Origin of the sequence: Arthrobacter sp. I3 (genome assembly GCF_000520575.1) — a bacterium.
GTDB lineage: Bacteria > Actinomycetota > Actinomycetes > Actinomycetales > Micrococcaceae > Arthrobacter > Arthrobacter humicola_A.
In genome coordinates this window covers 1-12,381 of sequence record NZ_KI914909.1, presented here as the reverse complement: position 1 = coordinate 12,381, position 12,381 = coordinate 1, and the positions used below count along the sequence as shown (strand labels likewise).

The window sequence follows — 12,381 nt, the reverse complement described above, 5'->3', positions numbered from 1 at the left end:
TTTCCGTGATGACGGCGGCGGCGATCCCGAACAGTGGCGTCCAGGCGGGGTCAGTGGTGCGGCAGACCAGGACGTCGCCGGGGGCCAGCGCGGAGAATTCGTCGACGCTGTGAACGGTCCGGGCGGTCCCGCAGGCGGTGCCAGGGCTGGCGCCGATGCCGGTGAGAAACGCGCCGGCGGGATCCCTGCCTTCTGCTCCGGCACTGGCCTCAGGGGTAAGTTCCACGTCAGCCCACCAGGCCGGTCTCGGGCCTGCCGGACAGCCGATCCAGTCGCTGCTGCGCGGCCTGCGCCGAGCGGAGGCCCAGGCTCTGGGCAATCTGGGGCCAGGTCAGCCCCTCGGCCCGCGCCAGGAACAGGAGTGCCGTTTCCAGGCCATCCGTCTCTGCCCGCGCGGCGGACACAAGGGCGAGGGCGGCCCGCACGTCCAGACCATCCACCGGCTCTCCGCGGTCTGTCCCGTTGGACCGCCACAGGACGTGCTGGATGAGGTCACTCGCTGAAGGGGGCTGCCGCTCACCCAGCCAGGGCCGGGGCGGGAGTTCGGCGGCGCCCCGGTCCAGCAACATCCGCGTGGCCTGGCTTTGGCGCTGAGCCTGCGCAGCGTCGCCGCCCGGACGGGTCCCGTCGGTCTCGTTCATTCCAGACTCTCTTTCCCGTTGGCTCGGCGCCGCTCGCACGACCAGCTTCTGGCATCAACATCTTGTTGTCAACAATCTGTTGATGCTTCGGGGGGACGAGTCGTTGAAGCGGCGCGGACAGGAACGCCACCCGGCCAACTGCCGGGTGGCGTTCCAAAGGGGGCTGTTTTGCCGGCGGTCCACGACCGGGCTGTTGCAGGAGGTTACTTTCCGGTGTTGCTGTTGCTGTTGCTGTTGCCGTGTTCGGTGGAGGCGACGGCGCCGGTCTGTTCGTTGAGCAGGACCTGGTCTTTGCGTTGTTTGTCGAAGTTGAACATGGCGTTCACCGATCCGGCGGTGGCGTCGGCGGAGGCGTCGCCGATCCGGCCGGTGTGCCAGTTGTCCTCGATGAAGCGCAGGATCGAGGCCTGGTCGGTCTGGGTGTGGTCCACGTGGTTCTTCTTCGCGTAGGGGGAAATGACTACCAGCGGCTGGCGCGGCCCGGGGCCGCAGCGGTCAGCGTAGCCGCCGGCCATCGGGACGCCGCTGGCTGCGGCGTGCTGGCACCAGGCGTCGTCGTCGGCGGTGTTGGAGGAGTTCTTTGCCTTGCCGGCGACGTGGTCGTACCAGCCGTCCGAGTCGTCGTAGGCGAGCACCACGGCAGTGTTGTCCCAGTTCCGGGATTTCTGGATCTGGTTCACGGTGCTGGTGATGAAGTTCTGCTCGTCGATCGGGTCAGAGTAGGCGGCGTGGCCGTCCTGGAACATTCCGGCTTTCAGGAAGGACACGGCGGGCATGTTGTCGGTGTTGACCACCTTGTTGAACGCGGTGAGGTCGTACTGGTGGTTGGCCTGTCCGTTGTGGCCGATTTCCGCGTCGGACGCCGGTCCCAGGTGGTGCGGGTTGGCGGTGGAGGCGTAGTACTGGAACGGCTGGTGGTGCGGGGAGTAGTCAACCACGCTGGCGCCGGCGGCGTTCGTGTGGCTGGACAGGCACGACGCCGGGGAGTCGGCGGTCGCGGCGGTGGTCGGCGTGAAACCGCCCTGGAACCAGCCCCAGGACGTGCCCTTGGCGTTGAGCAGGTCGCCGATGTTCCTGCCGCTCATGCCGGCCAGGTTGCCGGTTTTGGCGTGGCTGCTGTTCGAGCAGTCGTCGTGGACCGGGTCCGGGTCGTTGATGACGGTGCCGACGCCGTTCGCATCCGGCAGGCTGACAGCACTGCTGCCGGCCGCCGGGGTGGCCACAGGTTGTCCTGCGGCGGTGTACTCGGTGGCCCCGTGGGTCTGGCCGGATACCAGATTCAGCGCCCCGGGTGTGGAGGGTCCGAAGACAGTGCTGAAGTGGTTGTCGCTCATGGAGTAGTTCTGGGCGTAGTTCCAGATGCCGGTGACGGTGTTGCCGTCGTAGTAGTCCATGGTGAGGCCGGGGCGGCCGTACTGGTTGGTGCCGCACGCGTCGCGGCTGGTGAACTCGACGAACTTGTCCATCGCCCCGCCGTTGTATGCCTTCTGCTCGGCGGTGTATCCGTGGTCCTGGTCGCAGGTGATGGCCTGCGCCGGTGAGAGCCGGGCAGGTTGCGCCGAGTTGGGGTTGTTCGGTGCCAGGAGGCCGGCGGTGGCCAGAGTGTTGATGTCCTTGGGGGTGTTTTTCGCGGCGGTGAAGGAGGCCGTCGCGGTGCCGGTACCCTGCTGGGTTTCAGCCGGGAGATTGGCAGCCTTGGGGTAGGTGGCGAAGTAGTGGTCGAAGGAGACGTTCTCCTGGAAGATCACCACCACGTGCTTGATTGGCGTCGCGGTACCGTTGTGGTTTTCGCCGGCGGAGGCCGGACCTGCGCCGATACCGAACATTCCGGCTGTCAGTGCCGAGGCGGCCAGGGCTGCCGCGCCCGTGGCGGCGACCCGCTTACGGGTGAATCGTTGTGCTGGATGAGGCATGGGGGAGCCAATCGTTGGTATTCAGGGATGCCGGCGGCTGATGGCAGGCATTCGTATGTTGCTTGGGTGGCCGGCCTGCGTTACTTGGCCGGCGTGACCGTGGCCTCGTAGGTGAGGATTTCGGTGCCGTTGCCTTCCTCGCCGTTGTCGGGGGCCACCTTCATGGTGAGGTGCCCGCCGTCGGCCGTCATTTTGAACGGGTTGCGCGTGGCCACATGGCCTGCGGTGGACCACTGCTGGAAGGGGACATCGCGGATTACGCTGTGGGATTTGAGGTCGATCATCGCCATGCCGCCGAGTTCGTAGATGGCGCCGGTGCCGCCGGCCGCCGGGGTCTGCGGGAGGTTGGTGATCCCGCTGCAGAGCATCCGGGAGTTGGGCACGTACTGGCAGTCCTGGTAGTCGATGAAGTAGTTCGGGTTCTGCCAGGTCGAGAGCTGCTTGCCCTGCAGATCCCATTCGGCGAAGCGGCGCGAGCCCCAGGTGTTGCCGACCAGGTGGCCGGTCTGCTTGTCCATCACGATCCCGCCGAAGTGGTCCTTCACCTCGAACTGCTTGTGCACGTCCAGGGTGGCCGCGTCGACCCGGTAGATGATGGCGCTGCTGTCCGGCCGGTACTGGGCCACGGGGATCCAGACGTTGGTGCCGTCGAAGTCGATGCCGCCGGGGTGGTACATGTCGCCTTCTCCCAGGACGATGTCCTTTTGCAGGGCGCCGGCCTTGTCCATGACGAACAGGTGGCCGACGCCCTTGCCGGGGGTGCGGTCGAAGCCGTTTTGCGGGGTCGGGAACTTCACGGTCGGTTCGATGATCTGAACGGCCGAGAGGAAGATGTGGTCCTGGCTGTAGGCGATTCCCTCCGTGTGATAGGTCGGGAAGTTCAGCTTCAGCTTGGACGTCTGCTGCCAGTTCGTGTTCCGGTCAACGCCGTTGAAGGCGTCGGCCAGGGCCGTGTTCCTGTCACCGTGGTTGCCGGCGCCGGTGGGGTTGTCTGCGGCTTGGGCGGCCGCGGTGATGCTGATTGCGGACGCGGCCAGGACGATTGCTGCGGCGGCCGTGAGGATGCCTCGGGTGTGAGTCGTGCTCATTCGGGAGCCTCTCAAAGGTTGGATCTCAACAAGAGATCGCAACGTTACTTCCCGGTAATTAATCTCCGATACGGGCAGGTGAACGGCAGATGGCCGGCAGCGGTCCGGCTTCGTTTCACCACGGATCTGCTCCCCCCACGGTCGCTGGCGTGGACCCTTTCAGCCGCTCAGGCTCGGACGGCGAGGCCCGCCAGGGTGCCGCCCTCGCCTTCGGCCAGCAGTCCGACGGCGGTGCCGGTGTTCGCGGGAAAGACCAGATCGGTGATGGTGGCCAGGCCGTCCTGCGCGAAGACCTCGACCGAGCAGCGGTCCAGGAAGACCCGGAGCCGTAGCCGGCCGTCCTCCAAGGAGACGGCAACGCGCTCCACCGACGGGAACGACTCGTGGAACCCCACATTCCCGGATTCGGTCCGGTCCAGGCTGAGCTCGGCCGTGCGGCAGTCGTAGGCCAGGACAGTGCGCGCCCCGGCTCCGGGCCCGGACGTGGAGCCGGATTCCCCGCCCGTTTCGCTGCCCGTGTCCCCGCCTGCCCGGAGCACCAGACCTACCCTGCCGGCGGCGCCGGGCTCGAAGTCCGCATCGATGCGCAGCACATCACCAAAGGCCTCGGCCGGAAGCCAAGTCACCCCGTCCGCCAGCGGCTGCCGGTCCAGCGCGAACAACTCAGTACCGTGGCTGTGGAACGGGTCCACCGCCTCCTGCACCAGCACCGGGCGCCCGCCGCGGCACACCAGCCTGACCTCGCGGACCAGGGACATCGCGCTGCGCCAGCCGTCCGAAGGCGTTGAGGCGGCGTACTGCCAGTTGTTCATCCAGCCGATCATGAGCCGCCGTCCGTCCGGGACGTTGCTGAACGACACGGCCGCGTAGTAGTCCCGGCCCCAGTCGAGCCACCCGTAGTCGGCCATCCGGCTGTCGCCGGTCTGCACGCCGTCGGTGACGGTGGTTTCGGAACGGAACGTCACGCCGTCGAAGGTTCCGATGAAGTACTGGCCGCCCGAGCCGCCGGCGATGCCGCCGGGGCTCAGGTTGACCACCAGGACCCACCGGGTGTTGGAGGCGTCGCCGTCCACCGGCAGTTCGAACAGGTCCGGGCATTCCCACACCCCTTCCGTGGCGTTTGCCGGGCCGAAGGTGCTCAGGTACTCCCAGGTCAACAGGTCCGCCGACTTGTAGAGGACCACCTCATGGTGGACCGCCTCGACGGCGACCATCACCCAGTAGCTGCCGGCGGCGCCGGCGTGCCAAAAGACCTTGGGGTCGCGGAAGTCCGCGGAGGCGCGGTCCAGTACCGGGTTCCCGGCGTACTTGGTCCAGGTGGCGCCGTCGTCCGTGCTGTAGGCGAGGGACTGTGCCTGCCGTCCGGCGAGCGGTGATGCGGGCGAGTATGCGCTGGTGTAGATGGCCACGAGCGGGGGCACGCCTCCGACGCCGAAGCCGCTGGTGTTGTGGACATCGACCACCGCGGAGCCGGAAAAGATGGCCTCCTGCTCATCGCAGGCGATGGCCACGGGTTGTTCGTCCCAGTGCTGCAGGTCTGTGGAGGTGGCGTGGCCCCAGGACATGTTGCCCCACTCCTCGCCGTGCGGGTTGTGCTGGTAGAAGAGGTGGTAGGTGCCGTTGGCGTAGACCAGCCCGTTGGGGTCGTTGAGCCAGTTGCGCTCCGCGGAGTAGTGCCACTTTGGCCGGTACTGGCAGTCGAGTTCTGTGAGTGTTTTCATGAGGGTTCTTTGCAGGCTTTCGCGTGAGGAGGCTGGTCAGCCCTTGACGCCGCTGGAGGCGATGCTGTTGATGAAGGATCGCTGGAACGCGATGAACAGGACCACCACGGGAATGGTGATGAGGGACGCGTAAGCCATCACCTCGCCCCAGGAGACGTTGAGCTGGAAGAAGTACTGGATGCCGATCATCACCGGGCGGAGTTCTTCGGACTGGACCACCATGAGCGGCCACAGGTAGGAGTTCCAGGCGGGCAGGAAGGTCAGGATGGCCACGGTGGCGGTCGCCGGTCCCGCGAGCGGCATCACCACCTTGCGGTAGATGGTGAACCAGCCCGCGCCGTCGATCCGGGCGGCCTCGTCCAGTTCCTTCGGGATGGACTCGAAGTACTGGTGGAACAGGTAGATGGAGAACGCGTTGGCGATGAACGGGATGATCTGGACCTGGTAGGTGTCCAGCCAGCCCTTCGAGATCTCGAGGCTGAACCCGTTGAGCTCAAAGTACGGCAGCTGGTTGACCCACCACACCAGCGGCAGCGCCAGCGTTTGGAAGGGCACGATGAGGGTGGCGAGGATCGCGGTGAACACCACGCGCTTGCCGCGGACCTCCATCCGGGACAGGGCAAACGCGCAGAGGCTGTTGATGAAGATGCCGAGCACCACCGTGACCGCGGAAATGCCGATGGAGTTGACCAGGAAGCGGGCGGCCGGGACCCGGTCGAACACGGCCGCGTAGTTGTCCAGTGAAATGTTGCCGACCGGCAGGAACGCCGCCACCGAGGACATGTCGCCGAAGATCTGCTGGTCCGGCTTGAGCGAGGACACCATCATGAACACGATGGGGAAGGCGGCGACGGCGGCGAACAGGAGGCGGACGGCCGTGGTCGCGGCACTGCCGAGACCCCTGGAAATGAGTGTCTGTTTCACGTCAGTCCTTCTCTCGGGTCAGGTAGCGCTGCACTGCGGAGATCAGCAGCACGAGCACGAAGAAAACGAGCGAGATGGCCGAGGCGTAGGAGGTCTCCTGCTGCTTGAAGCCGGAGCGCACCGCCTCGTAGATGATGGTGGTGGTGGAATCGAGGGGCCCGCCCTGGGTCATGACGCTGACCTGGTCGAAGAGCCCGAGCGCCTGGATGGTGATGGTCACCAGGACCAGGGTGCGGGTGTGGGTGAGGCCGGGCCAGGTCACGTAGCGGAACTGGTGCCAGCGGCTGGCCCCGTCGAGTTGGGCGGCCTCGTACAGTTCCCCGGAGATGCTTTGCAGGCCTGCGAGCCAGATGATCATGTGGAATCCTGCGGCCTGCCAGATGGACAGGGCGATGATGGCCGGCATGGCGGTGGCGGGATCGTTGAGCCAGTCCGGGCCGTTGATGAGGCCGAAACTGGCCGCCGACAGCAACTCATTGATCAGGCCGTCCTTGCGGTACATGAACATCCACAGCAGGGACACCACCACCATGGACGTCACCACGGGAAGGAAGTAGATGGTGCGGAAGAAGTTCACGCCGCGGAACTTCTTGTTGATCAGGAGGGCCATCGCCAGGGCGAGTCCGGACTGGACGGGCACCACCACGACGGCGAAGTAGCTGACGTTCAGCAGCGAGCGCCAGAACACGGGATCCGCGAACAGCCGCGCGAAGTTGTCCGTGCCGACAAACTCGACGGGCCGCGGGGAAACAAGCCGGGCGTTCGTAAATGCCAGGCCGAAGCCCAGGATCGCCGGGAGGAAGACGAAGGCGAGCAGGAGGACCGCGGCCGGGGCGATCATGCCCCACCCGCTGATCTGTTCGCGCAGGTGGCGCGGCCGGCGGCGCGGTTTGCTGGGCGGTGCGGCCGGGGCCGGATCCGCCAGACGGCGCCCGGGGGAGGGGAGTTGGGTGGTTGTCATGGTTTTCTCCGTCGACAGTCAGGGCCGGAGGTACTTTCGACGGCGGTTGCGCACCGCCGTCGAAAGTACCGTTTGGCAGCCGGCTAGTTCTTGTAGCCGCCGTTGGACTTGATATTGGCGTCGATGGCCTTGACCGACTTGTCCAGCGCCGTCTTGGGGTCGGCGCCGGCCAGGATGTCCTGGACAGCCTTGCCGTATTCGGTGGCGATGAAGGGATAGGCCGGGGTCTCGGGACGCATCACCGCGTAGTTGCGGGAAAGTTCCATGAAGATCCGGTTCGTGCCGTCCTTGGCGAACGCGGGGATCAGGGCAGCGGCCTCGTCGGTGGCCGGGATGGTGCCCGTTGCCTTCGCCACCGCGGCCAGGTTTTCCGGCTTCAGCGAGTAGGACAGGTAGTCCATGGCTGCCGCGGAGTTGGTGCAGCCGCTGGTCACGCCCCACTGCCAGGAGGCGCCGCCGATCTTGGGGCCGGTCCCGAGGTCCACGGACGGCATGACCACGAGGTCCTTACCCACCGCAGCGCGTGCCTTGTCCGCGGCCCAGGAGCCGGTGTAGAGAAGGCCGCTCTTGTTGTTGAGGAAGTCCTGGGTGGAGTCCTTGCCGCTCTTCTTCGCCATGAAGCCCTGGTCGGCAAGGCCGCGGAACCACTGGGCCCATTCGACGGCCTTGTCGCCATTGAGGACGCCGTCTGCCGACTGGAACCCGTCGCGGTTGATCAGGTCCCCACCGAAGGACTGCAGGAACGGGGAGTAGGCGTAGGGCAGCCATTCGCCGGTTCCAGCGGTACCCATGTCCAGCGGGTATTCCCACTTGCCCAAGGCCTTGAGCTTGGTCAGCGCGTCCTGGAACTCGTCCTTGGTCCACGGCTTCTCGACCGTGGCGACGCGGACACCGGCTGCCTTGAGGTCGGAGGCGCGTGCGAGCATCGCCAGTGCGACGTCGTAGGTGCCAACGGCGTAGGTCTCGCCCTCCCATTTGGCCACCGTGCTCGGCAGGTTCTTGGAAACATCCGCTTCGAGTTTCAGCGGTGTCAGGTACTTCGCCCAGGCCCAGTTGGGAACATTGGGGCCATCGATGTCAACAATGCAGGGGAGCTTCCCGGCGGCCGCGGCCGAGACCACGGAGTCGTTGTAGGAGTCCTGCGGGAACGCCTGGACCTTGATCTTGGCCTTGGCGCCGGCGCTCTTGTTGTAGGAATCGACGATGTTTTCAACCGCCTTGAGTTCTTCGGCGTTGCCCGCGTTGTGGGTCCACATGGTGATCTCATTGGAGCCGGCGGACGGGGCAGAGGCGCTGCCCTTGCCGCAGGCGCCCAGGGAGCCGACAAGTGCCGCCGCAGCTACACTGGTCGCGAGGATCCGGGTGAATCGCTTGTTCATGATGGTCAATCTTTCTGCTGAATTTGGGCGTGGGAGATTGCCCCGGGTCCTTCGGGACGCGGCCGGTGCAACGGCTGCGTCCCTTCTTATTGCGGTCCCCCGGGCGGCGGAGCAGTGGAACGGTGGAACAGTGTGGTGATGCCGGCTTGGTGCCGGCAATCGGCTAACTTGGCGGCGGGCCGAGCGACCCCCGCTCAATCAGGGGGCAGTCCAGTTGCGTCTGGACTGCGGGTGCGCCGGGATTTTCGATGTCGTCCAGGAGCCGGTGAACCGCCCAACTGCCCATTTCGTAGTGGGGAAGGGCGACGGTGGTGAGCCCCGGCCACAGGGCGTCCGCGATGATTTCGAGATTGTCGATCCCCACAATGGACACGTCTTCCGGAATGCGCAGCCCCAATGCGGTGGCCGCCTGGTAGGCGCCCATGGCAACCCTGTCACTGAAGCAGAACAGGGCTGTGGGGCGGTCGGGCTGACCGAGCAGGCCCAGGGCGGCCTCGCGGCCTCCCGCGGTTTCGGGCTGGCCGATCACGAGGTGGCGGGGGTCGTGCTGCAGGCCGTGCCGCCGGAGAGCATTGAGGAAACCTTCCCTGCGGCCGTGCGTGGCTGGGATGTCGTCGATGTTGTTGAGCATCCCGATCCGGGTGTGGCCCGCTTGGATGATTGCTTCAACGGCCGTCTCGGCGGCGCCCACCTCGTCGGGGGTAACCGAGGAGATGGAACTGTCGCGAGTGATGGAATCCAGCAGCACGGTGGGAAGGCCCTCCAGTTCTGCGGGGACCTGCACGCTCTGGTGGTACATCCTGGCATAGACCACCCCGTCCACCTGATGCTGCCGCAGCATGTTGATTTCACGGGTTTCCAGCTCGCTGTCCAGGCCCGAGTTGACCACCATCACCACATAGCCGCGGTCATAGGCTGCGTCCTGCGCCCCGCGGATCATGGCGCCTGCAAAGGGGGTGGTGGTGATTTCGTCACTGACCAGGCCAAGGATCTGGGAGCGCTGGTTGCGCAGGCCGCTGGCCATCTTGTTCGGGGCATACCCAAGATCCCTGGCCACATCCCGGACGAGTTGCTGCGTCGCTGCCTTCACCCGGAAGCTCGTGGCGTCGTTGAGGGCATGCGACACCGTGGTGACGGAGACCCCGGCGGCCTTGGCCACGTCGCGTATTCCCACTCTTGTCGTCATTGACTTACCTTTGCAAAACGTTTTGTATCTGGTGTGAGACACGTTACACAAAACGTTTTGCAATTGTCAACGGGACGTCCGGTTTTACCTTGATCCCGTCCCATGGCGAGGCACTTCACGTCACGACACGGGCTCTGTCAGCCGGAAAGGGCCCCGGTTTCGTAGACTCGATGGGTTCGACAATGTCTCCGCGCCAGGGACAAGCCGCCACAGGAAGAGCCATCGATGAAGATTATCGTCCTAGTAAAGGAGGTCCCCGACACGTACGGGGACCGAAAACTGAACCTTGAAACCGGCCTCGCCGATCGAGGAGCCAGCGAATCAGTCATTGATGAGATCGGTGAGCGGGCCCTGGAGTTGGCCCTGACGTACGCAGACGCGAACGAGGGCGCTGAGGTCGCAATCCTTTCCCTCGCCCCGGAGAGTGCGACGGCAACCATCCGCAAGGGGCTTGCGATGGGCGCGGGAAGCGCCACCCACGTCGCTGATGAGGCGCTCCGGGGTGCGGATCTTGGACTTACCGCTGAAACCCTGGCCGCAGCGATCCGTCGCATGGGGTTTGACCTGGTGATCACCGGCAACGTCTCCACTGACGGATCCGGCGGCATGATTCCCGCGATGCTTGCAGAATTGCTTGACGTGCCGCATGCCACCGGCCTCAGCTCCGTCGAGATCAGCGACGGTGCGGTGTCTGGCTCCAGGGCCGTTGACTCCGGCGTGCAGAAGGTCTCAGCGAACCTGCCCGCGGTGATCTCCATTACAGAGGCACTTCCCGAGGCGCGCTTCCCGAACTTCAAAGGCATTATGGCCGCGAAGAAGAAGCCCCTTGAGGTCCTGACCCTCGCGGACCTCGGGGTCACGGCCGACAATCCGGAGGCGGCGCGTTCGATCATGCTGACCGTTGCGGAGAGGCCCCCGCGCGCGGCGGGCGTGAAGATCATCGACGAGGGTGATGCCGGCGAGAAGCTCGCTGAGTTCCTGATCGAAAACCGACTGGCCTAAGGATCAACGACATGACTGAATTCCCTCGTGACGCAATCCTCGTTGTCGTGGAAGCCCGGGCATCCGGTGAACTCGAGAAGGCTGCGGCCGGACTCTTCGGTGCGGCCGCTGCCGTTGGCACCCCGGTTGCATTGGTACTTGCCTCACCTGGCGCCGGGAGCGCCGCCGCCGCGGAGGCCGCGGCCCTTGGTGCCGCGCGCGCACTCATCGCGGAGACTCCGGATCCTTCCGTGCTTGGGGTGCCGGGCGTTGACGCGCTTGCCGCCGCCGTGGAGCAGGTGCAACCGGACGCGATCCTGATTTCGCATTCCCTGAACGGTCGCGACCTCGCCGGACGTTACGCTGCCCGTTCGCGTGCGGCGATTTCCGCCGATGCGGTCGGTGTGTCCCGTGATGACGAGGGCGTCGTGGCACACCACTCCATCTACGGCGGCGCCTACAACGTGACGTCGACGTCCACGTTTGGGGCGCCGGTGATTACGGTCCGCCAGGGCTCCATCGAGGCGCGCGCGGCGGCCCAGCCGCAAGCGACGGAGACCTTGGCCGTGACGGGCTCCGAGAAACCGGCCGCGCGGATCGACTCCTTCGAGGAGGCAACTGCCGCCACCTCGCGGCCGGAGCTGCGTGGTGCCGCGAAGGTTGTCGCCGGTGGCCGCGGCCTCGGCTCGGAAGAACAGTTCGCACTCGTTGGACAGCTCGCCGATACCCTCGGTGCCGCCGTTGGTGCGTCGCGCGCCGCGGTGGATGCCGGCTACGTCCCGACGTCGCATCAGGTCGGCCAGACCGGGGTTTCCGTGTCACCACAGCTGTATGTCGCGCTGGGCATCTCCGGCGCGATCCAGCACCGGGCTGGCATGCAGACCGCGAAGATGATCGTCGCCATCAACAAGGACGGGGACGCGCCGATCTTCGAGGTCGCGGACTACGGTGTGGTCGGCGACGTCTTCAAGGTTGTTCCCCAGCTCATTAGCGCACTTGAGGCCCGGAAGAAGTAGCAATGGCAACTCTGTCTCGGTCCATCCGGCGGGGCCTGCCGCGCGTCGAAGGTGGCGAACCCTGGCCTCCAGCAGGCCAGGCGCCCGCCAGCATTGCCGCGGCGGAAGCGGTAGAAGCGGCAGAAGCGGCCGATCTGTCGGCATCAGTTTCCGGGGCGGAATCGGCCGCGGCCGCCGCGCCCTCCGCCCCGGCTGCTGTCCAGGAAACGGCGCAGGGTGCGGCGCTTTCAGCGCCGGGCCCGGCGGTGATTCCAGGCGCCGCGGTGGCGCGGCAGCTTCGCCGCGGCCTGCCGCGCGTGCCGGGCGGCGAACCTTGGCCGCCAGCGGGCGAAGCTCCGGTCGCGGTGGCGGCTCTGTCCGGGGCCCCGGCCCCCGGCGCCGCGACGGCATCTGCCGCAGATGCAGCCGCAGATACTGCCGTGGCTGGTGCTGCCGAGGAAGCAGCGGTGCCGGCAACGGAGGCGCCTGCAGCGGCTCCGGCAGACACGCCCGCCACACGGACGACGGGAACCACCTCGCTGCGTCGCGGGCTTCCCCGTTCCCCCGGCGGCGAGCCGTGGCCGCCGGCTGG

The 12,381-nt window shown here is 66.3% G+C and carries 10 protein-coding genes and 1 pseudogene; 2 read left to right on the top strand and 9 right to left on the bottom strand.

Annotated features, from left to right (window positions below):
* The 9 genes and pseudogenes from Y706_RS29140 to Y706_RS0105395 form a co-directional block, all read right to left on the bottom strand.
* A pseudogene (locus tag Y706_RS29140) lies at window positions 1-226 on the bottom strand (PEP-utilizing enzyme); the annotation flags it as partial.
* Window position 227: 1 nt separating this feature from the next.
* Window positions 228-641 carry a hypothetical protein gene (locus Y706_RS0105430; RefSeq protein WP_028275779.1) on the bottom strand — a complete coding sequence of 138 codons (414 nt, stop codon included), beginning with the start codon at window positions 639-641 and terminating at the stop codon, window positions 228-230.
* A 203-nt stretch (window positions 642-844) separates the two neighbouring features.
* Entirely contained in the window at window positions 845-2,554 is a 1,710-nt protein-coding gene (locus tag Y706_RS0105425; RefSeq protein WP_028275778.1) for a phospholipase C, read from the bottom strand.
* Between the two features lie 80 nt (window positions 2,555-2,634).
* The gene (locus Y706_RS0105420) at window positions 2,635-3,642 is read right to left on the bottom strand and encodes a DUF6454 family protein (protein ID WP_028275777.1); all 1,008 of its coding nucleotides are present in this window, start codon (window positions 3,640-3,642) and stop codon (window positions 2,635-2,637) included.
* A gap of 167 nt (window positions 3,643-3,809) precedes the next feature.
* Window positions 3,810-5,363 (bottom strand): glycoside hydrolase family 32 protein, encoded by a 1,554-nt coding sequence (locus Y706_RS0105415; RefSeq protein ID WP_028275776.1) that lies wholly within the window; start codon window positions 5,361-5,363, stop codon window positions 3,810-3,812.
* Window positions 5,364-5,399: 36 nt separating this feature from the next.
* Complete coding sequence (locus Y706_RS0105410; protein WP_028275775.1) at window positions 5,400-6,287, bottom strand: carbohydrate ABC transporter permease; 888 nt, start codon at window positions 6,285-6,287, stop codon at window positions 5,400-5,402.
* 1 nt (window position 6,288) lies between these two features.
* Entirely contained in the window at window positions 6,289-7,248 is a 960-nt protein-coding gene (locus Y706_RS0105405; RefSeq protein WP_028275774.1) for a carbohydrate ABC transporter permease, read from the bottom strand.
* Window positions 7,249-7,331: 83 nt separating this feature from the next.
* Entirely contained in the window at window positions 7,332-8,627 is a 1,296-nt protein-coding gene (locus Y706_RS0105400) for a sugar ABC transporter substrate-binding protein (RefSeq protein WP_028275773.1), read from the bottom strand.
* 163 nt (window positions 8,628-8,790) lie between these two features.
* Window positions 8,791-9,813 carry a LacI family DNA-binding transcriptional regulator gene (locus tag Y706_RS0105395; RefSeq protein WP_028275772.1) on the bottom strand — a complete coding sequence of 341 codons (1,023 nt, stop codon included), beginning with the start codon at window positions 9,811-9,813 and terminating at the stop codon, window positions 8,791-8,793.
* A 225-nt stretch (window positions 9,814-10,038) separates the two neighbouring features.
* Between Y706_RS0105395 and Y706_RS0105390 the strand changes: the two genes are divergently transcribed.
* A complete protein-coding gene (locus tag Y706_RS0105390) occupies window positions 10,039-10,815 on the top strand; it encodes an electron transfer flavoprotein subunit beta/FixA family protein (RefSeq protein WP_028275771.1) in 777 nt (258 codons plus the stop codon).
* An 11-nt stretch (window positions 10,816-10,826) separates the two neighbouring features.
* Window positions 10,827-11,810 carry an electron transfer flavoprotein subunit alpha/FixB family protein gene (locus Y706_RS0105385; RefSeq protein WP_028275770.1) on the top strand — a complete coding sequence of 328 codons (984 nt, stop codon included), beginning with the start codon at window positions 10,827-10,829 and terminating at the stop codon, window positions 11,808-11,810.
* Window positions 11,811-12,381 lie beyond the last annotated feature (571 nt).

Bases quoted from the DNA above. Each gene is read 5' to 3' on its own strand.
- Y706_RS0105430 (WP_028275779.1), bottom strand. From the start codon at position 641: ATGAACGAGACCGACGGGACCCGTCCGGGCGGCGACGCTGCGCAGGCT.
- Y706_RS0105385 (WP_028275770.1), top strand. From the start codon at position 10,827: ATGACTGAATTCCCTCGTGACGCAATCCTCGTTGTCGTGGAAGCCCGG.
- Y706_RS0105405 (WP_028275774.1), bottom strand. From the start codon at position 7,248: ATGACAACCACCCAACTCCCCTCCCCCGGGCGCCGTCTGGCGGATCCG.
- Y706_RS0105415 (WP_028275776.1), bottom strand. From the start codon at position 5,363: ATGAAAACACTCACAGAACTCGACTGCCAGTACCGGCCAAAGTGGCAC.
- Y706_RS0105390 (WP_028275771.1), top strand. From the start codon at position 10,039: ATGAAGATTATCGTCCTAGTAAAGGAGGTCCCCGACACGTACGGGGAC.
- Y706_RS0105395 (WP_028275772.1), bottom strand. From the start codon at position 9,813: ATGACGACAAGAGTGGGAATACGCGACGTGGCCAAGGCCGCCGGGGTC.
- Y706_RS0105420 (WP_028275777.1), bottom strand. From the start codon at position 3,642: ATGAGCACGACTCACACCCGAGGCATCCTCACGGCCGCCGCAGCAATC.
- Y706_RS0105425 (WP_028275778.1), bottom strand. From the start codon at position 2,554: ATGCCTCATCCAGCACAACGATTCACCCGTAAGCGGGTCGCCGCCACG.
- Y706_RS0105400 (WP_028275773.1), bottom strand. From the start codon at position 8,627: ATGAACAAGCGATTCACCCGGATCCTCGCGACCAGTGTAGCTGCGGCG.